This is a genomic window from Camelimonas sp. ID_303_24 (genome assembly GCF_053543495.1).
Genome location: NZ_JBLLJM010000011.1, coordinates 1 through 21552 on the forward strand (window position 1 = coordinate 1; position 21552 = coordinate 21552).

General features: G+C 68.3%; 22 protein-coding genes and 1 riboswitch. Of the genes, 8 read left to right on the forward strand and 14 right to left on the reverse strand.

All coding sequences use genetic code 11. The features are described 5' to 3' along the window. Positions 1–157: 157 nt before the first annotated feature. A complete protein-coding gene (locus tag ACERNI_RS11260; protein WP_448833390.1) occupies positions 158–943 on the reverse strand; it encodes an SDR family NAD(P)-dependent oxidoreductase in 786 nt (261 codons plus the stop codon). A gap of 198 nt (positions 944–1141) precedes the next feature. On the opposite strand from ACERNI_RS11260, the gene ACERNI_RS11265 reads away from it, so the two are divergent. The 3 genes from ACERNI_RS11265 to ACERNI_RS11275 all read left to right on the forward strand — a co-directional run bounded on the left by ACERNI_RS11265 (position 1142) and on the right by ACERNI_RS11275 (position 4042). Then, entirely contained in the window at positions 1142–2062 is a 921-nt protein-coding gene (locus ACERNI_RS11265) for a crotonase/enoyl-CoA hydratase family protein (RefSeq protein WP_448833391.1), read from the forward strand. A gap of 371 nt (positions 2063–2433) precedes the next feature. Continuing rightward, positions 2434–3171 carry a pyrimidine 5'-nucleotidase gene (locus ACERNI_RS11270; RefSeq protein ID WP_448833555.1) on the forward strand — a complete coding sequence of 246 codons (738 nt, stop codon included), beginning with the start codon at positions 2434–2436 and terminating at the stop codon, positions 3169–3171. Between the two features lie 16 nt (positions 3172–3187). Beyond that, the gene (locus tag ACERNI_RS11275) at positions 3188–4042 is read left to right on the forward strand and encodes a class I SAM-dependent methyltransferase (RefSeq protein ID WP_448833392.1); all 855 of its coding nucleotides are present in this window, start codon (positions 3188–3190) and stop codon (positions 4040–4042) included. A gap of 123 nt (positions 4043–4165) precedes the next feature. Here ACERNI_RS11275 and ACERNI_RS11280 read toward each other — a convergent pair whose 3' ends face one another. Next, on the reverse strand, positions 4166–5230 hold the full coding sequence (locus ACERNI_RS11280; protein WP_448833393.1) for a hypothetical protein: 1065 nt from the start codon (positions 5228–5230) through the stop codon (positions 4166–4168). Positions 5231–5316: 86 nt separating this feature from the next. Beyond that, a complete protein-coding gene (locus ACERNI_RS11285; protein WP_448833394.1) occupies positions 5317–6093 on the reverse strand; it encodes an SDR family oxidoreductase in 777 nt (258 codons plus the stop codon). 161 nt (positions 6094–6254) lie between these two features. After that, a riboswitch (TPP riboswitch) is annotated at positions 6255–6407 on the forward strand. A gap of 203 nt (positions 6408–6610) precedes the next feature. Between ACERNI_RS11285 and thiC the strand changes: the two genes are divergently transcribed. Both thiC and ACERNI_RS11295 read left to right on the forward strand, forming a co-directional pair. Beyond that, positions 6611–8488 (forward strand): phosphomethylpyrimidine synthase ThiC, encoded by a 1878-nt coding sequence (gene thiC, locus ACERNI_RS11290; RefSeq protein ID WP_448833395.1) that lies wholly within the window; start codon positions 6611–6613, stop codon positions 8486–8488. Positions 8489–8592: 104 nt separating this feature from the next. Further along, complete coding sequence (locus ACERNI_RS11295; protein ID WP_448833396.1) at positions 8593–9270, forward strand: YoaK family protein; 678 nt, start codon at positions 8593–8595, stop codon at positions 9268–9270. A 53-nt stretch (positions 9271–9323) separates the two neighbouring features. Here ACERNI_RS11295 and ACERNI_RS11300 read toward each other — a convergent pair whose 3' ends face one another. The 3 genes from ACERNI_RS11300 to ACERNI_RS11310 form a co-directional block, all read right to left on the reverse strand. Further along, the gene (locus tag ACERNI_RS11300; protein WP_448833397.1) at positions 9324–9650 is read right to left on the reverse strand and encodes a twin-arginine translocation signal domain-containing protein; all 327 of its coding nucleotides are present in this window, start codon (positions 9648–9650) and stop codon (positions 9324–9326) included. A 59-nt stretch (positions 9651–9709) separates the two neighbouring features. Next, positions 9710–10603: an alpha/beta fold hydrolase gene (locus ACERNI_RS11305; protein WP_448833398.1), complete on the reverse strand. Its 894-nt coding sequence runs from the start codon at positions 10601–10603 to the stop codon at positions 9710–9712. Between the two features lie 278 nt (positions 10604–10881). Continuing rightward, a complete protein-coding gene (locus tag ACERNI_RS11310) occupies positions 10882–11355 on the reverse strand; it encodes an MliC family protein (RefSeq protein WP_448833399.1) in 474 nt (157 codons plus the stop codon). Between the two features lie 237 nt (positions 11356–11592). On the opposite strand from ACERNI_RS11310, the gene dapD reads away from it, so the two are divergent. Both dapD and dapE read left to right on the forward strand, forming a co-directional pair. Continuing rightward, entirely contained in the window at positions 11593–12453 is an 861-nt protein-coding gene (gene dapD / locus ACERNI_RS11315) for a 2,3,4,5-tetrahydropyridine-2,6-dicarboxylate N-succinyltransferase (RefSeq protein ID WP_448833400.1), read from the forward strand. An 86-nt stretch (positions 12454–12539) separates the two neighbouring features. Then, a complete protein-coding gene (gene dapE, locus ACERNI_RS11320; protein WP_448833401.1) occupies positions 12540–13754 on the forward strand; it encodes a succinyl-diaminopimelate desuccinylase in 1215 nt (404 codons plus the stop codon). Here dapE and truA read toward each other — a convergent pair. Genes truA through def form a run of 3 tightly spaced genes read right to left on the reverse strand, consistent with a single transcriptional unit; the run spans position 13724 to position 16018 of the window. Then, complete coding sequence (truA, locus tag ACERNI_RS11325; protein WP_448833402.1) at positions 13724–14491, reverse strand: tRNA pseudouridine(38-40) synthase TruA; 768 nt, start codon at positions 14489–14491, stop codon at positions 13724–13726. The genes dapE and truA overlap by 31 nt on opposite strands. Before the next feature lie 56 nt (positions 14492–14547). Continuing rightward, complete coding sequence (fmt, locus tag ACERNI_RS11330) at positions 14548–15477, reverse strand: methionyl-tRNA formyltransferase (protein ID WP_448833556.1); 930 nt, start codon at positions 15475–15477, stop codon at positions 14548–14550. Between the two features lie 19 nt (positions 15478–15496). Continuing rightward, entirely contained in the window at positions 15497–16018 is a 522-nt protein-coding gene (gene def / locus ACERNI_RS11335) for a peptide deformylase (RefSeq protein WP_448833403.1), read from the reverse strand. A 90-nt stretch (positions 16019–16108) separates the two neighbouring features. On the opposite strand from def, the gene ACERNI_RS11340 reads away from it, so the two are divergent. Next, complete coding sequence (locus tag ACERNI_RS11340; RefSeq protein ID WP_448833404.1) at positions 16109–17254, forward strand: DNA recombination protein RmuC; 1146 nt, start codon at positions 16109–16111, stop codon at positions 17252–17254. A gap of 28 nt (positions 17255–17282) precedes the next feature. Here the strand turns inward: ACERNI_RS11340 and ACERNI_RS11345 are convergent, their stop codons facing one another. The 5 genes from ACERNI_RS11345 to ACERNI_RS11365 form a co-directional block, all read right to left on the reverse strand. After that, positions 17283–18272 carry a hypothetical protein gene (locus tag ACERNI_RS11345; RefSeq protein ID WP_448833405.1) on the reverse strand — a complete coding sequence of 330 codons (990 nt, stop codon included), beginning with the start codon at positions 18270–18272 and terminating at the stop codon, positions 17283–17285. Positions 18273–18427: 155 nt separating this feature from the next. Next, positions 18428–19381 carry a hypothetical protein gene (locus ACERNI_RS11350; RefSeq protein WP_448833406.1) on the reverse strand — a complete coding sequence of 318 codons (954 nt, stop codon included), beginning with the start codon at positions 19379–19381 and terminating at the stop codon, positions 18428–18430. A 246-nt stretch (positions 19382–19627) separates the two neighbouring features. Then, on the reverse strand, positions 19628–20230 hold the full coding sequence (gene recR, locus ACERNI_RS11355; RefSeq protein WP_448833407.1) for a recombination mediator RecR: 603 nt from the start codon (positions 20228–20230) through the stop codon (positions 19628–19630). 303 nt (positions 20231–20533) lie between these two features. Next, complete coding sequence (locus ACERNI_RS11360; protein ID WP_448833408.1) at positions 20534–21187, reverse strand: hypothetical protein; 654 nt, start codon at positions 21185–21187, stop codon at positions 20534–20536. A gap of 11 nt (positions 21188–21198) precedes the next feature. Next, entirely contained in the window at positions 21199–21519 is a 321-nt protein-coding gene (locus tag ACERNI_RS11365; protein WP_448833409.1) for a YbaB/EbfC family nucleoid-associated protein, read from the reverse strand. Positions 21520–21552: the final 33 nt, after the last annotated feature.

Genomic DNA, 21552 nt, shown 5'->3' on the forward strand with positions numbered 1-21552 from the left:
ATGTCGATCCGTCCTAGAGCGCTTTCCGGTCCATACGGGCTGGCAAAGGCTCCAGAACGGCGCTGCCGGCGCGGAGCCAGGGAAAGGCCCGGGCATGAAAAAAGGGCCGGATCGTCTGATCCCGGCCCTTCCTGTCTGGCGTTGCGCGGCGCGCGGCTCAATACACCGCGTAGCCGCCGTCGATCAGCAGCGTGTCGGTGGTGTGGTAGGACGAAGCCTTGCTCATCAGATACACGGCGATGCCGCCGAAGTCGGACGGTTCGCCGAAGCGGCGCATGGGAATCCGCGGCAGCACGTTGGCGACGAACTTGTCGTTGCCCATGATGCCCTCGGTCATCTCGCTCTTGATCCAGCCTGGCAGGATGGCGTTGGCGGTGATGCCGTAGCGGGCCAGCTCCACGCCCAGCGCCCGGACGAGGGCATTGAGCGACGATTTGGTGGCGGCGTAGTGCTCGTTGCGCGCCGTGCCCGAGATGGAGGCGAGGCTGGAGGTGGGAACGAGGCGGCCAAAGGCGTCGCCCTTTTCCGCCCGCTCGATCATGTGGCGGGCGGCCAGCTGGAACACCTGCACAACGCCGTCCAGATTGGTGGCGAACATCTGGCGCCATTCTTCCGGCGTGCGGTCGATGAAGGCCTTGCGGCCGCCGCCGCCGATGCCGGCGTTGGCGAAGCAGCCGTCAACGCGGCCAAGGGCGCCGAGGGTGGCGCGCCAGGTTTCCTCGATGGAGCTGCGGTCGGAGACGTCGCAGATGCGGGCTTCGACCTTGCCGGCGTTATGGGCCTTCAACTGCGCCAGCGCCTGCTCGTTTTTCTGAGGGTTGCGGCCCCAGATCGACACCGCGCATCCGGCGCGGACGAGGGCGTCGGCCATGCCGAGGCCAATGCCGCCATTGCCGCCGGTGATCACCGCAACGCGGTTCGACAGGTCAAAATCCTTGTTCATGCGTAACCTCCACACAGTTCTTCCTTGAGCCCGGATTGCCTACCACGGCCAGGGCGCGGAGCGGAAGCGGCTTCCTATCTAGCGTTTGATCTGTCACAACAGCGCAGGCCGCTGTCTGGTGGGCAGGTTGTTGGCTGACCCAGGGTCAGCCTGGCGATCGCACCGGGCGGTGGAACGGGAGCAAACGCGGGAAGCAGCATGTCATACGATTCGATCAAGACCGAAGGCGCCACCATCAAGACCGATCTCGCCGACGGCATCCTGACCATCACCCTGAACCGTCCCGATCGTCTGAACGCCTTCACCGGCCAGATGATGCAGGAGATGATCGCGGTGTTCGACAAGGCGGACGCAGACGACGCGGTCCGCGCCATCATCATCACCGGCGAGGGCCGCGGCTTCTGCGCCGGCGCCGACCTTGCCTCTGGCGGCGACACCTTCAACTACGACAACCGCGGCAGTGGCGCCGAGCTGCCGCTGGGCCGCGATGGCAAGCCTGACCTCGCCGCCGATCCGGCGATGCGCGATGGCGGCGGTCGCCTGACCCTGCGCATCTTCAACAGCCTGAAGCCGGTGATCGGCGCCATCAACGGCCCGGCCGTGGGCATCGGCGCCACCATGCAGCTGCCGATGGACGTGCGCATCGCCTCCGAGAACGCCCGTTTCGGCTTCGTGTTCTCCCAGCGCGGCATCGTCATGGAGGCCTGCTCCAGCTGGTTCCTGCCGCGTCTGGTCGGCATCCAGCAGGCGGCGGACTGGGCCTATTCGGGCCGCGTGTTCGACGCGCAGGAAGCGCTGGCCGGCGGCCTGGTCAAGGAAGTGGTGCCGGCCGACGAGCTGCTGCCGCGCGCCCGCGCCATTGCCCGCAGCTGGACCGAGCGCACCGCTCCGGTGTCCGTCTCGCTGATGCGCCAGATGATGTGGCGCATGCTGGGCGCCGAGCATCCGATGGAGGCGCACCGCGTTGACAGCCGCGGCATTTTCTGGCGCGGCAAGCAGCGCGACGTGCAGGAGGGCGTGACCTCCTTCCTCGAAAAGCGCCTGCCGAACTTCCCGGACAAGGTGTCGACCGACATGCCGTCGTTCTTCCCCTGGTACGACGAGCCGGAATACAAGTGATGCTGGCCGGCCAGACGGCCGCCTGACTGGCCGGCGCGCGAACGGCGCGCCAGGCATGGAAAGCCCCGGAGCCCGCTCCGGGGTTTTTTGTATTCGCGTCGCGCGGGGAAGCGCCTCAGGCAGGACGTCCCCCAGGCGTCATGCCGGGCCTGTCCCGGCCATGACGATGGAGAGGGAAGCGCGGTCGCGAGGGGGGCGGCGGCCTGCGCGGCTGGCGACTTGGGCAATGACGCGGTGGAGGGTGGGCCCTGTCCGGCGCCCCGGTAGCCGGCGGCAGATGGTCGGGGCTGGTCATGACGGAGGCGGAAGCGCGGGGTGGGCTGCGCACGCGGCGGCTGCAATCGTTCACAAACTTCATGTATATGAAGCGCATGAACCGCATGTCCCCCGTCTCCGGAACCGCCGCAGACGCGCCGGCGCCGCGCAGCTTCGCGCACGTCGACGCCTGGATCTTTGATCTCGACAACACGCTGTATTCCCATGAGGCCCAGGTCTGGCCCCAGGTTGGTCAGCGCATCACGCGTTTTCTGGCCGAAACCTTTGATCTGGACGGGATCTCCGCCCGCGCCCTGCAGAAATATTATTACCATCGCCACGGCACGACCCTGCGCGGGTTGATGGAAGAACACGGCATGGACCCCGCGGATTTCCTTGCCTTTGTTCACGACGTCGATCTCAGCCTGCTGCCGGCGAACGAGCGCCTTGCCGCCGCCATTGGCGCGCTGCCTGGCCGCAAACTGATCTTCACCAACGGCTCAGCCCGCCACGCCGTGAATATCTGCCGCAAATTGGGGCTGGAGAGCCATTTCAGCGGCTATTTCGACATCGTCGCGGCGGACTACATCCCCAAGCCGGAGCAGGGCGCCTACGACATGCTGCTGGCGCAACACGATGTGGACCCGACCCGCGCCGCTTTCTTCGAGGACATGGCGCGCAATCTGGCCCCGGCCCATGCGCTGGGCATGACCACGGCGCTGGTGCTGCCGGCGACGCCCGACCCCTATCGCGAGCCGTTCGAACAGGCGCGCGAGGAGCTGGCGCATGTCGATCACATCACGGATGATCTGACAGGCTTTCTTGAAGGCGTCATGGCCGACAACAACAACTGAAACGGGGAAACGATACATGGCGGACAGCGCGCCCAACGCGGCCCAGGCCGAGTTCTGGAACACGGGAGCCGTGCGCTCCTGGGTCGATCTGCACGCGGATCTGGACCGGCAGTTCGCGCCCCTGTCCGATCAGGCGCTGGCGGCGCTGCAGCCGGCGCCGGGGCAGCGCCAGCTTGATGTCGGCTGCGGCTGCGGCGCCAACACCCTGGAGCTGGCGGCGCGCGTCGGCCCCCAGGGCGCGGCGGTTGGCGTCGACATTTCCGCGCCGATGCTGGCGCAGGCGCGCGAGATGGCCGCCGCCCAGGGCGTCGCCAATGCGTCATTCGTTGAGGCTGACGCCCAGATTGCCGACCTGTCGGCGGGCGGCGCGCCGTTCGACGGGGTATTCTCGCGTTTTGGCGTCATGTTTTTCGCCGATCCTGTCGCCGCATTCGCCAACATCCGCCGTCACATGCGGCCGGGCGCGGCCCTTGCCTTCGTCTGCTGGCGCCGGCCGGACGAAAACCCGGTGCTGATCGCTCCCTACCGGGCGGCGCTCGATGTGTTCCCGGTGAAGCCGCCGAAGGCTGATCCGCTGGCGCCGGGACCCTTTGCCTTCTCCGACGCCAGGCGCATTGAGGGTATTCTTGCCGACGCCGGCTTCAGCGCCATCGCCATCCGCCCGCATGACCAGAAAGTCGGCGGCCTGCCGTTTGAACGGGCGCTGGACCAGGCGCTGCGCATCGGTCCGCTCGCCGGCCTGTTGCGCGAGCAGCCGGAGGTCGCCGATGCGGCGCGCCAGCGCGTGGCGGAGGCGTTGCGCCGGCATGAGACGGCCGACGGCGTCTGGCTCGACGCCGCCGTCTGGGTGGTCAGCGCCAGGGCGCCCTGAACGCGAGACGCTGCTTCACATCGCTCTTGCGCATTACATCTGCGCATTACATCTGCGCAAGACTTCCACGCACGACTTCCACGCATCACGACGCCGTACGACATGGGCGCATCATTGCGGCCATCACCCCCGGGCGTGGCCCCACAGCATGGGTCCGCGTTGCGGGTGGTTGCCCAGCACCCAGGTTGCGCCGGCGTTGTCGCAGCACATCGCCGCGCCATAGGGATCAATGGGCGACTGGGCCAGCCTGGTCGCTGTCGCAGCGTTAACGTCCACGGCAATGACGTCGCCCGTCGCCGGATCGATGAATTGCAGGGCGCCGGTGACCGGATTGGCGCAGGGCGATATGGCGCCGCCATAATTGGCGAACGGAACCTGGACGAGCCGCCAGCCAACCGCGCCCTGCGTCACGACGCGGATAATCTGGATCGCCCCATCCGGTTGCGGCGACGGACCGCTGAGGGCCCACAGCGCCGACGCCCGGGGATCCTGCCCCACCCAGATCACGGCGGGCTGCGCCGCGGGCGGCGGCATGAAGTTTTCCACCTGCTTCTGTAGCGCGCCGGTCAACGGCTGCCGGGCGGCGATGCCCTGAAACAGACCCACGGCCTGCTTCCGGTTGGCCTGCCAGACATCGGGATCCGCGCCGCGATAATGGGCCGGGGCCCAGATCAGCGCCGGCTCCTGCCCCCCCGCGACCGGCGCCGGGTCGTCAACCTCCCGCAGGCTTGCCGCTTCGAAACAGGAGATTTTCAGGCCGTCGAACGTGGCGAGGGCGTAGGCCCGGTTTTGGGTGAAGGCGAAGCTGGCGAAATCCGAGGCGGGGCTTCGGGAGCCTAGCTGGGTCACCGATCGCGTCGCCAGATCACAGACTTCGAGACCGCAGGTGGCGAAAGGCGCGACGCTGTCCCGGGTCATGCGCCAGATTTCATTGCGCGCCGCGCCGGGATTGACGCAAAGGCTGGTGATGATGACGCCGTCGCGGCGTTCGACTGGCGTTGGCATGGCGCGGATGACGTCGCCCTGGAGCGTCGTGAGAAAGGTCTGGTTCCGAAGCTGCCCGGGATTTGAGCAGGTGGACCAGATCTGGCGCTGGCCGTCCCGTTCATGCGCCGCCAGCGTGAAGTACGCCGGATCAAGATCGCCGGTTTGCAGAGGAATGGTGGTGATGCTGGATGCCGTCGCCATGATGGATGCGCCTGAATGAGGGGTCACTGCGCAGAGCCTGGCATGCCTGCCGGCGTCCGCCGCGTCCGCTCGCAGGCCAGGCGGCCTCAGAAATGCGCCAGGAAGCCGCCGTCCACCGCCAGGGAGTGGCCGGTTATGTAGGAAGCTTCGCGCGAGGCGAGGAACACCACGGCGCCGGCGATTTCCTCCGGCCGGCCCCAGCGCCCCAGAGAGGTGCGCTGGCCCAGCCAGGTCGCGACGCCCGCGTCGGCAACCATGCCGGCGTTGGCCTCGGTGGCGAAATAACCGGGGGACACGGCATTCACCGTGACGCCGTGCGGCCCCAGTTCCGCCGCCAGCGCCCGGGTCATGGCGTCGAGGCCACCCTTCGAGGTGGTGTAGAGCGCATCGCCGGCGCGGGAGATGCTGGCGGCGATGGAGGTGATGTTGATGATGCGCCCGTAACCCGCCGCCTTCATGAGAGCGGCCGCCTTGCGGCTGATTTCGAATGGCGCGGCGATATTGGCGGCCAGCAGCGCCTGCATGTCGCCGGGGCCGAACTGCTCCAGCGTGCGCCGGTCGCGCGCCGCGGCGTTGTTCACCAGAATGTCGAGGCGACCGAAACGGGCCATGACGTCGGACAGCGCCGCTGTCACCGCCGCATCGTCGGTCAGGTCGAAGGCCAGCGCCAGCGCGTCGAGCCCGTCCTGTGCCAGGGTTGCCCGCGCCGCCGCCAGCCGCCCGGCGTCGCGGCCGTTGATGAGCACCGTCGCGCCAGCCCGGGCAAGGCCACGCGCCATTTCCAGACCAAGCCCGCGCCCGGCCCCGGTGACGAGCGCGATCTGCCCGTCCAGACGAAATGGCGCGGCGACCGCGTTGCTCATGCCAGGCTCCTCTTGCGCATCCGGTGGCGCGTGCTGGCGTCCGTTGTGCCGCCCGCGCGCGCCGGAGACAAGAGCGCGCGCGTGGGACAAGGGCTGCGCCGCTGGTGGGCGCGGCGGTGGCCAGGATGGATTGACTCCCGCCGCATCCTGACTCACTTTGGAAGCATTCCGAGGGGGGCCCTGTGAGGGGGCTGAGATTCCACCTGTCGGGGGCTCCGGTCCGGCTTGTCCGGACTGACCCTGTGCGACGCCGTGGTGACCCGCTGAACCTGATCCGGGTCATGCCGGCGGAGGGACAGGAACTTGCGCGCCACACAGCCATCGCATGTGTTCGCGGCGGCCGGCCGTCTGATGACGGTTCGTGACGCCAGCGGCAGCATCACCGCCGGATATCCGGCGGCGCGGCCGCGCGCGCTGGACAGGGGCGTCGCCCATGGCGCAGCCGTCCATTCCGCCTCTGCCTTCGCCTGGCCGGATCGTCATCCCAGCCAGGCAACAATTCAGGGCAGAGACCATCATGACCGACGCCATCCTGAACGGCGCCAGCGCGCCCGCCGCCGTCACCACCAGCCCGATTCGCGGCTCACGCAAGGTGTACACCGCCCCCGCCGCGCACCCTGACATCCGCGTTCCATTCCGCGAGATCACCCTGACGGAGGCGGCCGGCGAGCCGCCGCTGCTGGTGCAGGACACCTCCGGCCCGTTCACAGATCCGGGCGTCAGCATTGACCTGACGGCCGGCCTGCCGCTGGCGCGCGCCGGCTGGATCGCCGGGCGCGGGTTTGAAAGCGTCGCCCCGCGCGTCGTGAAGCCGGAGGACAATGGCGGGGCCACCGGCGCGCGCCTGGTGCCGGCCTGTCCGGCGCAGCGGCCGGTGCTGCGCGCCCGCGACGGCCAGATGGTGACCCAGCTGGAGTTCGCGCGCGCGGGCATCATTACCGAGGAAATGATCTACATCGCCCACCGCGAGAACGCCGGTCGCCAGGCGATGGCGGAGGGCGCCGCCGCCCGCCGCGCCGACGGAGAGGATTTCGGCGCCGAGATCCCCACCTTCATCACGCCGGAGTTCGTGCGCGATGAAGTGGCGCGCGGCCGCGCCGTGATCCCGGCCAATATCAATCACCCGGAGCTGGAGCCGACGATCATCGGCCGCAACTTCCTGGTGAAGATCAACGCCAACATCGGCAATTCGGCGGTGGTGTCGACAGCGGCGGAAGAAGTCGAGAAGCTGGTGTGGGCCGTGCGCTGGGGCGCGGACACGGTGATGGACCTCTCCACCGGCCGCAACATCCACAACATCCGCAGCTGGATCATGCGCAATTCGCCGGTGCCGATCGGCACCGTGCCGATCTACCAGGCGCTGGAAAAGGTCGGCGGCGACCCGGCCAAACTCGATTTCGAGGTGTTCGCCGACACGCTGATCGAGCAGGCCGAGCAGGGGGTCGACTATTTTACCATCCACGCCGGCGTGCGCCTGCCTTACGTGCCGCTCACCGCCAATCGCGTCACCGGCATTGTCTCGCGCGGCGGCTCGATCATGGCGCGCTGGTGCCTGTCGCATCACCGCGAGAGCTTCCTGTATGAGCGCTTCGACGAAATCTGCGACATCATGCGCCGCTATGACGTCAGCTTCTCGCTGGGCGATGGCCTGCGCCCTGGCTCGATTGCCGACGCCAATGACGCCGCCCAGTTCGCCGAATTGGAAACCCTGGGGGAGCTGACAAAGATCGCCTGGGACAAGGGCTGCCAGGTGATGATCGAGGGCCCCGGCCACGTGCCGATGCACAAGATCAAGGCCAACATGGACAAGCAGCTGAAGACCTGCGGCGAGGCGCCGTTCTATACGCTTGGCCCGCTGACCACCGACATTGCCCCTGGCTACGATCACATCACCTCGGCCATCGGCGCGGCGATGATCGGCTGGTTCGGCACGGCGATGCTCTGTTACGTCACGCCCAAGGAACATCTCGGCCTGCCCAACCGCGACGACGTCAAGACCGGCGTCATCACCTACAAGCTGGCCGCCCACGCGGCGGATCTCGCCAAGGGGCATCCGGCGGCGCAATTGCGCGACGACGCCCTGTCGCGGGCGCGTTTCGACTTCCGCTGGGAGGACCAGTTCAACCTGTCCCTCGACCCGGACACCGCCTGCGCCTTCCATGACGAAACCATGCCAAAGGACGCGCACAAGGTGGCGCATTTCTGCTCCATGTGCGGGCCGAAATTCTGCTCCATGAAGATCACCCAGGACCTGCGCGCCGAAGTCGCCGCCATGGGCGACAACGAGCGCCTGGCGCTGGAGCAGGCGGCGAGCGGCATGAAGGCCAAGAGCGCCGAGTTCACGGCCGGCGGCGGCCAGATCTATGTGGAGAGGGGCGTCGCGGCGGGCGAATAAGCGGCCCTGCCTTTCCGGGTGAGGCGCGCCGCTTCACCCGGGCGCAATCCGGTATATGCTCCCGCCGGGCTGAACGCGGCCGGGTCTGGAAAAGGTGGGCGGGCGTGGACAAGGCATCGCCGACGGACAGGCTGCCGGTTGTGGGGCAGATCGCGCTATTGCTGGGGCAGGTTGCGTTGGCCGGTTGTGTTGACGCGATTGGCTGGCTGCTGCTTGGCGGCCTGTTCGTGTCCTTCATGAGCGGCAACAGCACCCAGCTCGCGGTCGCCCTTGCCGACGGCAAATGGTTGCTCGCCGGGCGCAGCGCCGCCGTTCTCGCCAGCTTCTTCATGGGTGTTTTCATCGGCGCGCTGTGGCGCGAACTGTCGCGCCACAGCGCGCAGGTCGGCCTGTTCGCGCTCGTGGCGCTGGCGCTGGGGCTCTCGTTCCTGCTGGTGTGGTTCGATGGGCTGGAAGCGCTGCATCTGCTGCCGCTGGCCTTCGCCATGGGCCTGTTGAACAACGCCCGCCGCCAGGTCGCTGGCGCGCCGGTGGGCGGCACCTTTGTCACTGGCGCCTTCGTGGCCGCCGCCCAAGGGCTGGCGCAATGGCTGCTGGGCCGGGCGACACCGGCGGCGTTCGCGCCTTACGCCCTGTCGTGGCTGGCGCTGGTGGCGGGCGCGCTCATCGGCGCCGTTCTGGTGCTGCGCCTCGGCAATGCGATGGCGCTGCTCGCTCCGGTGGGCTGGGCCACGGCGCTGGCCCTCGCCCATTGGCTGGCGGCGCAACGCGGCGCCGCGTGACGGGGCCAGGCGAAGCATGTTCGCCAATCGCCTCTATCCCCGCCCAATCTGGTCTATCGCACCCACGCGCCGGGAATGAACACCCACTGCCCGTGACGGCGGACCCAGCGCGGCTGCCGCCAGTGGTGGCCGCGACGGTGGGGAATCCAGCGCCCGGGAACCCAGACATAGGTGTGCCGGCGGGAATCCCAGGCCCAATGGCCGGCGGCCCAGACATGCCCGGGGCGCCCGGGAGGCAGGCGTTCGCGGCGCGGTGGCGGCGGCGGCCGGTTGGATGGCGGCCACGACCTGGCCTCGGCTTCGTCGGGCGTCAGGGCGATCAGGGGCGTTGCCGCCGCCGCCGCGACAAGCGCGCCGAGGAAGGAGCGTCTCGAAAACATGTTGCCAATCTCCCTGTTCGTTTGCCGTCCGCCTGGCTGCGGGCGGCCTCGTCAGTGGCTCAGGCGGCTGCCCGCGCCAGCATCCTGTCCGCCTGGGCCAGGATAAAGTTCGCAGTCAGCTCCGGGTCTTCCATGGGGACGAAATGGCTGCGCCCTTTCGCGTGGTGAACATGAAGCTGGGGCATCAGCCGCTGGAATTCCGCCGCCGAGACGTCGGACACCGTGCTGCGGGCGTCGGCGCGCATCAGCGCGGCGGGCAATTTGACCTGGGCGGCCCGCTCCCAGACGCGCAGGATGTCGATGGAGTTGAAGATATTGGCCTCCCACTCCGGCTCGCAGGCCAGCGAGACGCTGCCGTCGGCGTGGGTGATCAGGCCGCCGTCCAGGTAATCGTCGAGGATGCCGTCGGCCCAATAGGCGAACATGCCGCGGCCGTCGTATTTCGCGCGAATTTCGGCGCGCGAGGACCAGTCGCGGCGGCGCTTGCGCGCGCCGGCGGCCAGTTCGTTATCGGTGATGGTTCCGTTGCGGCGTCCTTCCAGCAGGGCCTGGGCCGCGTCAGGGCCGATAACGGCGGGGTCGATCAGCACCAGGCCGCGCGCCAGTTGCGGCCGCGCCGCCGCATACATCAACGTGACCGCCGCGCCCATGGAATGGCCCACCAGCAGGGCCGGCTCCCCCAGATGCTCCAGCAGCCCGTGCAGGTCGTTTTCAAAACCGGACCAGTCATGCACCGTCGCCGGGTCCGCCGGCATGGTGCTGAAACCGTGGCCGCGCGCATCGCTCATGACGATGCGGAAGCGGTGCTTGAGCAATTCGCCGATGCGACGGTAATTCTGCGCGTTCATGCCGGTGGCGTGCGCCAGGTGCATCAGCGGCGCGCCCGGACCGGCCTCGTTCCAGCGAAGCACGGACATGTCGCCGTCAGCGAGGCGGATGGTTTCACGTTTCATCAGTAACCTGTGTCAGCCGCCGGCGCCGGGAGCGGACGACGGGCTGGAGCATGGCGCACCCATCCAGAGCGGGAGGTTCACCCGGCGCTGGGGGATGCGAAGACAGTCGTTAATGGAGCCGGCGCCGGCCTGGGCTGGGCCGGATCGGCTCCTGGCGGATGCTGTCCCTACTATTCCGCCTGACGGTCTCCGTGTCATCACCAACCGGGGGCAGACGCGACAATTGTGCAGTGCATGGCTGGCGTCGCCTGGCTGCCGTGGCGCCGGGACCCGCCGGCCTATTTCCCCGGGCTCGCGGGCATCTCGCGACATTCGGTGGTCACGTCGCCGCGCGTGAAGCGCGCGGTTCCCTGGTGCGTCCAGAAGGTGACGCTCCCACCGACGTAGCGCACGCCAGAGGCGGCGATGGCGGCGCGCAATTCATAGCGGTCGTCGCCAATGGTCAGCATGGCGAGCACGGAATCGGGAAAGCGGGCGACGATTTTCGTTCCGTCATCGCAAACATAGTTGACCGGCGGCGGCGGCGGCGGCGGCCGCTCCGGCTGGCGGCTGAAGGGCGCTTCCTGCGGTTGCGCCCCGGCCTTGCCGTCCACGGCCGCCGCGTTGCCGGGGGCCGCATGGGCCGCCGCGGCGCAGCAGGCCAGCGCCGCCGGCAGCAGCGCCCGCCGGCGGTTCATGCCCCAGGACCTGAACCACGACCTGAACCAGGACATGATCTGGGGACGCGCGGTGGCGAAGGCATCGTCTGGCATTCTCTTCCTTTCCCGTGCGGGCGATTGGCGGCTGGCCCCGTGGAGCGGGGCCGCCGGGGTTGTCGCATTGCCCAGCCTCGCCGCAAATGGCCCTGGAGGCAAACGCGGGTAAACGCCGGCAAGCCCTGTCCCGTTCGGCGCGCGACGCTTGACTCCACGCGCCGGTTGCGGGGACAACCGGGCTTTCCCGCCAGCGCGAGACCGAGCGCGAGACTGGCAGCCAGCATTGGGATGATCATGGCCACGCAAACGGGCGATTACGCGCAACTCGAAACCACTATCGAAAACGCGTTTGAGCAGCGCGCCGAGGTTGGGTTCTCGACGAAGGGCGAGATTCGCGACGCCGTCGACACGGCGCTGAACCTGCTCGACAGCGGCAAGGTCCGCGTCGCCCAGAAGGGCGCCGACGGCGAATGGACGGTCAACCAGTGGCTGAAGAAGGCGGTGCTGCTGTCCTTCCGCCTCAATGACATGGCGCCGATCGCCGGCGCGCCTGGCGGCGCCACCTGGTGGGACAAGGTGCCGTCGAAGTTCGATGGCTGGGGCGACAACCAGTTCCGCGCCGCCGGCTTCCGCGCCGTGCCAGGCGCCATCGCCCGCCGCAGCGCTTTCATCGCCCCCGGCGTGGTGCTGATGCCGTCGTTCGTCAATCTCGGCGCCTATGTGGACGAGGGCACGATGGTCGACACCTGGACGACGGTCGGCTCCTGCGCCCAGATCGGCAAGAACGTGCACCTGTCCGGCGGCGTCGGCATTGGCGGCGTGCTGGAGCCGCTGCAGGCCGGCCCGGTGATCATCGAGGACAACTGCTTCATCGGCGCCCGCTCGGAAGTCGCCGAGGGTGTGATCGTGGGCGAGGGCGCCGTGCTCTCCATGGGCGTCTATCTCGGCGCTTCCACCAAGATCATCGACCGCGCCACTGGCGAGGTGCATGTGGGCCGCGTGCCGCCGTATTCGGTGGTGGTGGCCGGCAGCCTGCCGGGCAAGCCGCTGCCGGACGGAACGCCTGGCCCGTCGCTGTATTGCGCTGTCATCGTCAAGAAGGTCGACGCCCAGACCCGCTCCAAGACCTCGATTAACGAGCTGCTGCGGGACTGACCCGGAAGCGCCGCAGGATATGCTATGAAGGGCGGGATCCCTGATCCCGCCCCGTTTGATTCCGCCGCTGTATTCTGGAGTTCATCATGACCGACGCGACCGCCGCCAGCGCTACGGACCACGCGGACGTTGGCCACGATGCGGTGGAACTGACGCGGGCGCTGGTGCGTTGCGCTTCGGTGACGCCGGAGGAAGGCGGGGCGCTGTCGTTTCTGGAGGGCGTGCTGGGCGCCGAAGGCTTCGAGACCGAACGCCTGACCTTCAGCGCGCCGGATACGCCGGATGTGGAGAACCTGTACGCCCGCTACGGCGATGCGTCGCCGGTGCTGCTGTTCGCTGGCCACACCGACGTGGTGCCGGTGGGCGATGAAGCCGCCTGGACCCATGGGCCGTTTGATGCGGTGACGGATAATGGCGTGCTGTATGGGCGCGGCGTGGTCGACATGAAGGGCGGCGTCGGCGCTTTCACCGCCGCGGCGCTGGATTACATCCGCGACAATCCGGATTTTCCCGGCTCCATCGCCTTCCTGATCACTGGCGACGAGGAAGGCCCGGCGGTCAACGGTTCGGTGAAGCTGCTGCAATGGGCGCGGGAGCAGGGCGAGGCATTCGACCACTGCATTCTTGGCGAGCCGACCAATCCGCAGGCGCTGGGCGACATGATCAAGGTGGGGCGGCGCGGTTCGCTCACCGGCCGGCTGACCGTGCATGGCGTCCAGGGCCATGTGGCGTACCCGCACCGGGCGCGCAACCCGATCCCGGCGCTGGTGCGCTATCTCGACGCCTTGCTGGCGACGCCGCTCGACGCCGGCAACGCGCGCTTCGACGCCTCCAATCTGGAAGTGATCAGCGTGGATGTGGGCAACCGGGCGACCAACGTCATTCCGGCTGAAGCCCACGCGGTGTTCAATATCCGCTTCAACGACATCTGGACGCTGGAGACGTTGCAGGCCGAGGTGCGCCGCCGCCTGGCTTCGGCGGCGCAAAGCCTCCCTGAGGCAACCGTCCGCTTCGACCCCAGCAATTCCGTATCATTCCTGACGCAGCCCGGCCCGTTCGTCGAGCTGATGTGCGACGCCATCGAAGCCGAGACTGGCCGCCGGCCTGAGCTGTCGACCAGCGGCGGCACCTCGGATGCGCGCTTCATCAAGGACTATTGCCCGGTCATCGAATTTGGCCTGGTGGGCGACACCATGCATCAGGTGGACGAGCGCACGCCGGTCGCCGATCTGGAGGCCCTGGCCCGCATCTACCGGCGGATGATTGAAGCCTATTTCGCCAGCATGAGTTCGGCCGGATAATCGACGCTGACGAAATACAGCCCGTGCGCCGGCGCCATGGGGCCGCAGCGGCGGCGGTCGCGCGCGTCCAGCGCCGCGCGCAGGTCGCCGGCCTGCCAGCGGCCGCAGCCGACCTGCTCCAGCGAGCCCGCCAGTGAGCGCACCTGATGGTGCAGGAATGAACGCGCCGAGGCGTGGATGCGGATTTCGTCGCCGATGCGCTCCACGTCCAGCCGGTCGAGCGTGCGCACCGGGCTCGCCGCCTGACATTCCGCGGCGCGGAAGGTGCTGAAATCGTGATTGCCGAGGATGGTCTGCGCCGCTTCATGCATGGCGGCGGCGTCGAGCGGTCGCGGCACATGCCAGGCGCGGCCGAAATCCAGCGCCGCCGGCGAGCGGCGGTTGAGTATCCGGTAGATGTAATGGCGCTTCAGCGCGCTGTGCCGGGCGTCGAATTCCGCTGGCGCGCGATGGGCCGAGACCACGGCGACGCGGTCGCCGCCGAGCTTGAGATGGGCGTTGATGGCGTCGCGCACCGTGTCCGTGCGCCAGTCGCGCGTCAGGTCCACATGGGCGATCTGGCCAACGGCGTGCACGCCGGCGTCGGTGCGGCCGGAGCACTGGACGCGCGGATGCTCGCCGGCGAATTTGATGATGGCTTCCTCGATGGCCTGCTGCACCGAGCGGCCATTGTCCTGCCATTGCCAGCCCACATAGGCGCCGCCGTCATATTCAATCACCAGCCGGTAGCGCGGCACGTTGCATCTCCGTTATCCGGCCTGGCAGGACAGGGCAGGCCTGAGCGCATCCTGGTTCATTGCGTCAGGATGCGCTCCAGCCGCGCCCCGCGCATGAACTCTTCCGCCGTCACCGCGCTTTTGCCGGCCCGCTGCGCCCGCAGTACGCGGATGGCGCCCCTGCCGCAGGCGATGGTCATGTCCGGGCCCACCAGCGCGCCTGGCGCGCCATGGACGTGCGCGCCAGGGATCTCGTGCGCCACGGTCGCGTGCAGCACCTTGACCCGCTCCGGCTTGCCCTTGCCAAGGTCCGCCTCGAAAAACGCGCCGGGAAACGGCGACAGGCCGCGAATCTGGTCATGCACCGTCTGGGCGTCCTGTGACCAGTCGATGCGGCTGTCGGCGTTGCTGATCTTGTGGGCGTAGGTGACGCCAGCTTCCGGCTGCGGCGTGAAACTGAGGGAATCGCGCTCCAGCGCCGCCAGCGCGCGGGCGGCGAGATCGGCGCCAAGGGCGGAGAGGGCGTCGTGCAATTCCCCCGCCGTCATTTCCGGGCCGATGACGAGCCGCTCACACATGGCCACCGGGCCGGTGTCGAGCCCTGCCTCCATCTGCATCACGCAGACGCCGCTCTCGGCGTCGCCAGCCATGATCGCCCGCTGGATCGGGGCCGCGCCGCGCCAGCGCGGCAGCAGCGAGGCGTGCAGGTTGATGCAGCCAAAACGCGGCGCCTCCAGAATATCCGGCGGCAGGATCATGCCATAGGCCACCACAACGGCCACGTCGGCGTCGAAGGCGCGAAACGCGTCCGCCGCTTCCGCCGTGCGCAGGGAGGATGGGGTGAGGACCGGAATGCCGAACCTCTCCGCCATTTCATGAACCGGGCTTTTGCGCTCCTGCATGCCGCGTCCGGCGGGCCTGGGCGCGCGGGTGTAGACGGCGACAACCTCATGGCCGTGGCCGACAAGCTCCGCCAGGGTCGGGGCGGAGAAATCCGGCGTTCCCATGAAAATGACGCGCACCGCGTTAACCCCGCGCCATCTGTCGCGCCAGCTTGGCGAATTTGGCGTTCACCCGGTCGCGCTTCAGCTTCGACAGATAGTCGATGAACAGCACGCCGTTCAGATGGTCGATTTCATGTTGCAGGCAGGTGGCGAGCAGACCGTCAGCCTCGATCTCCTGCATCTTGTCGTGAATGTCGCGATAGCGCACCCGCACCTGCGCCGGCCGCTCGACCTCCTCATAATACTCCGGGATCGACAGGCAGCCTTCGCGGTAGACGTTGGTCTCTTCCGACTTCCAGGTGATCTCCGGGTCAATGAAGATCATCGGATTGCCGTCGACGCCCTCGTCGCGCACCACGTCGAGCACCAGCAGGCGCTTCAGCTCGCCAATCTGCACGGCGGCGAGGCCGATTCCAGGCGCGTCATACATGGTTTCCAGCATGTCGTCGGCCAGCCGGCGGATCTCCGGCGTGACCGCGCCGACCGGCGCTGAGGCCTGACGCAGCATGGCGTCGGGAAGGATTACGAGAGGGCGAATTGTCATGATCCCCGCCAGATAGGGCTTTCCAGACGCCTGGTCAATGTTGTACCTGTTTTGTTCTTGCAATGAAAGCAGCGACGAAATGGCGGGCGCATGAAAGACGCGTGGGTGACGGTCGCCGGGCATGGATTCAGCCAGAACGAAGCGCTGCTGGCGCTGGCGGTCGCCGGCGTCCTGCTGCTGGCGGCGCTGGTGTGGCGGGCTGGCGGCCGGCGCCGCGTCGCGCCAGGCTGGGAGGCGGAGGAGGTGCTGGCGGCCCTTGACGCCCACGCCCGCGACATGGAAGCGCGACTGGCGCATCTGGCCCGCGCCCAGGCGGAAATGCATGGCGGCCTGCATGCCGGGGTTCAGGGGCTGGGCGCGCACCAGGCGGAAATCCAGCGCGCCGTCGCCGGGCAAATGGAGGTGCTGCAGCACCGGGTCGGCCGGGGGCTCGCCGACATGATGGAGCGCACGGGCGGCGGCCTGGCGCACCTGTCCGAGCGCCTGGCGCTGATCGACGCCGCGCAGCAGAATCTCAACGCGCTCACCGGCCAGGTGGTGGGGCTGAAGGACATTCTCGCCAACAAGCAGACGCGCGGCGCCTGGGGGCAGGGGCGCATGGAGGCGATCGTTCGCGATGGCCTGCCGCCGGGCTCCTTCAGCTTTCAGGCCACGTTGTCCAGCGGCCGCCGGCCTGACTGCCTGGTGCAACTGCCCGGCGACCGGCCGCTGGCCATTGACGCCAAATTTCCGCTGGAGGGGTTTCAGGCGTTCCGCGCCGCCCCGGGCGAGGAGGCGCGCCGCGCCGCAGCCGCCCGCCTGCGTCAGGACGTGGCGACCCATATCCGCGATATCGCCGGCAAATATCTGCTGCCGGGCGAGACCCAGGACATGGCGTTGATGTTCGTGCCGTCGGAATCGCTCTACGCCGACCTGCTCGAACATTTCGAGGACGTGGCGCAGATGGCGACGCGGGCGCGGGTCATCATCGTCTCGCCGTCGCTGCTGGCGCTGGCCATCCAGCTGGTGCGGGCGCTGGCCCGCGACGCGCGCATCCGCGATGAAGCGCAGGCCATCCAGACCGAGGTGGGGCGGCTGCTCGACGATCTCGGTCGCCTGCAGGATCGCGCCGGCAAGCTGGACGCGCATTTCCGCCAGGCCCGGGAGGACCTGGCGGCGCTGAACGTGTCGGTGGAGAAAATCGCCCGCCGGGGCGGCCGCATCGCGGCCCTGGAGTTCGACGGGGCGGACGGATGATGCGTCGCCAAAGGGCTTCCAGGACTGATTATTGCGCCGTGAAGGTTATCCTGGCCGTGCGCCCCTTTGCCGCCTGGGTGGATGTATCATAGCTGATGTCGAGGGTTCCGTTGTCGCCGTCCCTCGGGCCGCTGGTCATCTTCATGTTGCAGAATGTCTGCCCGGCCTGGGAAACCCTGACCTGGTCCGTGAGGTTCGGGAGGGGCTTCTGGGTGACATAATATCTGACGGACATCTGGCCGGGGGCGGGCAGCTGCTCGCAACTCTCGACCCCGTAGGTCGTCATGACCAGCGCATCGACCGTATCGACCGGCGTGGCGGAGACGGCGTCGAAGATATAGGCGTTGCCCGAGAATGCCTGGGTTGTCGCGAACAGGTCGAAGGGGCCGTGGGTGACGGCATTGCCCGACCAGCTGGAGGTGATCAGGAGCAGTGGCGTGAGGTCGGGGTAGTATGGGCTCTGATAGGGCTCCGGCTCCGTGGCCGTGAGCTGGCCGTTTGCATGCAGCCGCATCGCCGAGAGCGTCCATGCCGGCCCCTTGCCGAACATGTTCCAGCCGACGGCGGTGACCAGCGCGTTTGTATCGGTGCTGGCGCTGTTGCGCAGGGCGTTGAAGAAAATGATGCTCTGGCCGGTCTGGGTCGCGGGCGCCCCGAGCTGGCCAAAGTTGGCGCTGGCTGCGCTGACGCCGCGCCCGTTCTGGACGTCGAGGCTGGCGACGAGGTCGTGCTCGCCAGGGAGCATCTGGTTCTTCAGCGCGCGACCGCGCCGGTCAAAACGTGGTTTTGAGCAGTCGGGAAGCGCGCGGGCCGCTGCCATGCGCCGGGAAAGGATTTTCTTGTCCCTGACGGTTTCATGCGGCTTCAGAAAGGTGACGCACTCCGGGGCCATGTAGCCAAAGGGCGTGGCGAGATAGCCGGCGGGCACATTCGCAGGCCGCGTGGCGGCGCTGGCGGGGGACGTCGCGAGGGCGAGGCCGGTCGCGAACATCAGTGAAGTCAGAAAACAGGTTTTCATTCCGTGGCTCCGGTGCGGAACTCCGGCGATCCCGGGACGCGGCGCGCCTGGCGCTGGCGACAGCCGGTAAACCGGGGTCGCGTCGCTGGCCTGACGAACCGGGGATCTGTGGCTCCGCAATATAAATTGAGTATTGTTTTACGTATCTGGCGGGATTACTGGGCGTCGAGCGTCAATGTGATGGCGCATTTGTGGCTCGACGACGGGGCCACAACAATCTGGTCGCTGATATTCCGCGTCCCGGCGGATGTCGTCAGATCCGTGGAGACGTAGGGGTAGAGAACCTCGCCCCCGGCGGGCATCAGGTTGCAGGTTTTGACGTTGTAGCCCTCGAGTCCGACGTTGACGACCTGGTCCGGGTTGAACGCGGGCGGCGTGAAGGTGGTCTGTACAAGCGGGTTGCCCGCTTCCCCGTCAATGACCGAGGCTTGGATCACGTGCTGCCCGTTGTCCTGCCGGGCTTCGATGATCTGCCGCAGTTTCTCGCCAGGGCTCGTGGGAACCGGATCGGACACATACAGGCAGTCGTCGTCCTCCGACGCGAACCAGGTTGTCACGGTCCAGCCGGGGGTAATGCCCATCATGTTCCAGCTCAGGACGGTCTGGACCATGGGGCCCGACAGATCCTCGGTGTCGTGCAGGCCAGAAAGCAGATAGAGAATCTGCTTGCCCTTCTGGGTCGGGGCCGGCGGCACGACAATATCCGTCGTCATCTGGATGGTTTGATAGTCCCTGGGGAAATTGACGGCGGCGTCGGCAAGGTACTGGTTCTTGGCCGCCAGCTTGCCGCGCGGGGCGCCGGCGGGATCAAGCTTTGCCCCGGCGGCGCTGAAGCGGGCGCTTTGGCATTCACCGGGATTGGCATCCCGGCTGGCGCGGCGTCCTGCCTGCCGCGCGGCGACGCTTTCACCTTTCCGCAGCCGTACGACGGTTTGCGGCGCCACATAGCCATAAGGCGTTTGCAGATAGCTGGCCGGAACGCCGGAAGGGCGGTCGCCGGCCAAAACGTCGCCGCTGCGGGCGTCGCTGGCCAGGCCGGCCGTCGGCGCCAGCGTGGCGAGGGCCATGCCGGCCGCCGCCAGAAAGTAATGTACCCTGGTTGATGTCATGATGTCCTCGGATCATGCGCTGTGGAAGTAAAACTCTAGAGCGCATTGGGAGAAACGTCAGACATTGCCTGAGGTTGTATGATCTATACCTGCCGTTGCCGGTCGTGAGACATGGGGCGAGGGGCGAGGGGCGAGGGGCGAGGGGCGAGGGGCGAGGGGCGGGACGGGCGCCGCGCCGCCGGATTGCGCCGGCGCGGCGGCGGCAATACCGTCACGCCACATGGCTGGCGTGCGCCGGTCCGGCGCCTACAGCGCGGTGCGCTGGCGGATGGCCGCGACGAGCGTGCCTTCGTCGAGATAGTCCAGCTCGCCGCCCACCGGCACGCCATGGGCGAGGCGCGTCACCTTCACGGGCAGATGCTGCAGCATGTCGGTGATGAAATGGGCCGTGGTCTGGCCGTCCACCGTGGCGTTGAGGGCGATGATGATTTCCGTGACCGCCGGATCCGCCGCCCGCTCCGCCAGCGACGCCAGATTGAGGTCGCCCGGCCCGACGCCGTCGAGCGGCGACAGCACGCCGCCGAGCACATGATAGCGGGCGTTCAGCGCCGCCGCGCGTTCCAGCGCCCACAGGTCGGAGACGCTTTCCACCACGATCAGCACGGCGGGGTCGCGGCGCGGATCCTGGCAGATGGCGCACGGAACGCTGGTGTCGACATTGCCGCAGGCCGTGCAGGTCACCACCCGGTCGGCGACCACGCGCACCGCGTCGGCCAGCGGCCCCAGCAGCGCCTCGCGCTTGCGGATCAGGTGTAGCGCCGCCCGTCGCGCCGAGCGCGGTCCCAGCCCGGGCAGGCGCGCCAGCAACTGGATGAGTCGTTCAAGTTCGGGGCCGGTTGACGAAGCCATGGTGATCCAGGAGTTGCGCTGAAGCGCCGTGTGAGACTGATAACCGCCGGCGGAAGGCAATCTCCAGCCGGCCTGAACTGTTGGCGTGCGCCCTGCCGCCCTGCCGCCCTTGCGCCAGCCGTGCGGAAGCGCCCGCGTCGCTCACGCCGCCCGCCCGTCATGGCTGGACCTGCTTCGGCCATCCACGAAAAGCGCGCGCCGCAGCCAGGGCGCCTGGCGGCAAGTCCGCAGCCCGCAAAACCCCGGTCTGGAGCCGCCGGCATGGCGTGGAAGCGAACCGTGCTCCGGGCATTCCCCGGTTCGTCACCCCTTCGCGCTGCCTGTTTCCCGGCCTGTTTCCCCGCCCGCTCTTTTGCCGTCGCCGCCAAGCCGGGCGGCGGCTTCCAGCCAGCGGCCGAAGTCGTACATGTTCTGCTGCACATAGCCCTGGAGGTGGCGCACGCCGCCCTCCAGCGCCGCCTGTTGCGCCTCCGGCATGGTTTCTTCCGCGAGGGCGTGGCGCAGGTTGATGATATCCTGTTGCCACTCGCGCGCCACCTGGGCCAGCCAGACGGCCTGGGTCAGGGCCGTCGCCATGCGCGTGCGATCGGTGTCTGGCGGCGGGCCGGGCCGGGTCACAGCGGCGAGGGCGTGGCCCAGCGCCGTGTGGGCCGCTTCCAGCCGGTAGACCAGCGCCACGTCCAGCACGCCGCTGGCCGCGTGTGTCTCGTGCAATTCGCGCGCGACCGCCATCATCGCCGCCGTCGCGCGGCGCAATCGCCGGCGTGCGCGGGGATTGAACGGCGCCAGCCAGCCGCGGATGGCGGCGAGCCAGCGCGCCGGCCTTGCGAGCGCGCGCCGCCCCAGCCTGGCGATGCGCCCCGCGCCCGCCGGGCGCTGTCCTGTCCCGACGCCCGGACGCGCGGCTGCCGACAGGCGGCGCAAGACGCGTTTGGGAGCCGGATCAGGCCGCGCCACGGGCGTCCTGCTCAGAACAGGTTCATGCCTGGAGGGATCGGCAGCCCCTTGGTCAGTTCCTGCATGCGGTCCTGCACCAGCTTCTCGCCCTTGGCCCGGGCGTCGTTGACGGCGGCCACCACCAGATCCTCGACGATTTCCTTCTCGTCGGGCGCCAGCAGCGACGCGTCGATATGAACGGCGCGCATGGCGCCCTTCGCGGTCATCCGCACGGTCACGGCCCCGCCGCCAGCGGCGCCCTCAACCTCAAGGTTCTCCAGTTCCGACTGGGCGTCGGCCAGCTTTTGCTGCATCGCCTGGGCCTGCTTCATCAGCCCCATCAGATCGCGCATGTCATCTCCCCCTGAAACGGCGCTGTCCCGCGG

What these genes read in the sequence shown, in the direction of transcription:
- ACERNI_RS11260 (WP_448833390.1), bottom strand. Translation starts at nt 943, where the DNA reads ATGAACAAGGATTTTGACCTGTCGAACCGCGTTGCGGTGATCACCGGC.
- ACERNI_RS11265 (WP_448833391.1), top strand. Translation starts at nt 1,142, where the DNA reads ATGTCATACGATTCGATCAAGACCGAAGGCGCCACCATCAAGACCGAT.
- ACERNI_RS11270 (WP_448833555.1), top strand. Translation starts at nt 2,434, where the DNA reads ATGAACCGCATGTCCCCCGTCTCCGGAACCGCCGCAGACGCGCCGGCG.
- ACERNI_RS11275 (WP_448833392.1), top strand. Translation starts at nt 3,188, where the DNA reads ATGGCGGACAGCGCGCCCAACGCGGCCCAGGCCGAGTTCTGGAACACG.
- ACERNI_RS11280 (WP_448833393.1), bottom strand. Translation starts at nt 5,230, where the DNA reads ATGGCGACGGCATCCAGCATCACCACCATTCCTCTGCAAACCGGCGAT.
- ACERNI_RS11285 (WP_448833394.1), bottom strand. Translation starts at nt 6,093, where the DNA reads ATGAGCAACGCGGTCGCCGCGCCATTTCGTCTGGACGGGCAGATCGCG.
- thiC (WP_448833395.1), top strand. Translation starts at nt 6,611, where the DNA reads ATGACCGACGCCATCCTGAACGGCGCCAGCGCGCCCGCCGCCGTCACC.
- ACERNI_RS11300 (WP_448833397.1), bottom strand. Translation starts at nt 9,650, where the DNA reads ATGTTTTCGAGACGCTCCTTCCTCGGCGCGCTTGTCGCGGCGGCGGCG.
- ACERNI_RS11305 (WP_448833398.1), bottom strand. Translation starts at nt 10,603, where the DNA reads ATGAAACGTGAAACCATCCGCCTCGCTGACGGCGACATGTCCGTGCTT.
- ACERNI_RS11310 (WP_448833399.1), bottom strand. Translation starts at nt 11,355, where the DNA reads ATGCCAGACGATGCCTTCGCCACCGCGCGTCCCCAGATCATGTCCTGG.
- dapD (WP_448833400.1), top strand. Translation starts at nt 11,593, where the DNA reads ATGGCCACGCAAACGGGCGATTACGCGCAACTCGAAACCACTATCGAA.
- dapE (WP_448833401.1), top strand. Translation starts at nt 12,540, where the DNA reads ATGACCGACGCGACCGCCGCCAGCGCTACGGACCACGCGGACGTTGGC.
- fmt (WP_448833556.1), bottom strand. Translation starts at nt 15,477, where the DNA reads ATGGGAACGCCGGATTTCTCCGCCCCGACCCTGGCGGAGCTTGTCGGC.
- def (WP_448833403.1), bottom strand. Translation starts at nt 16,018, where the DNA reads ATGACAATTCGCCCTCTCGTAATCCTTCCCGACGCCATGCTGCGTCAG.
- ACERNI_RS11340 (WP_448833404.1), top strand. Translation starts at nt 16,109, where the DNA reads ATGAAAGACGCGTGGGTGACGGTCGCCGGGCATGGATTCAGCCAGAAC.
- ACERNI_RS11345 (WP_448833405.1), bottom strand. Translation starts at nt 18,272, where the DNA reads ATGAAAACCTGTTTTCTGACTTCACTGATGTTCGCGACCGGCCTCGCC.
- ACERNI_RS11350 (WP_448833406.1), bottom strand. Translation starts at nt 19,381, where the DNA reads ATGACATCAACCAGGGTACATTACTTTCTGGCGGCGGCCGGCATGGCC.
- recR (WP_448833407.1), bottom strand. Translation starts at nt 20,230, where the DNA reads ATGGCTTCGTCAACCGGCCCCGAACTTGAACGACTCATCCAGTTGCTG.
- ACERNI_RS11365 (WP_448833409.1), bottom strand. Translation starts at nt 21,519, where the DNA reads ATGCGCGATCTGATGGGGCTGATGAAGCAGGCCCAGGCGATGCAGCAA.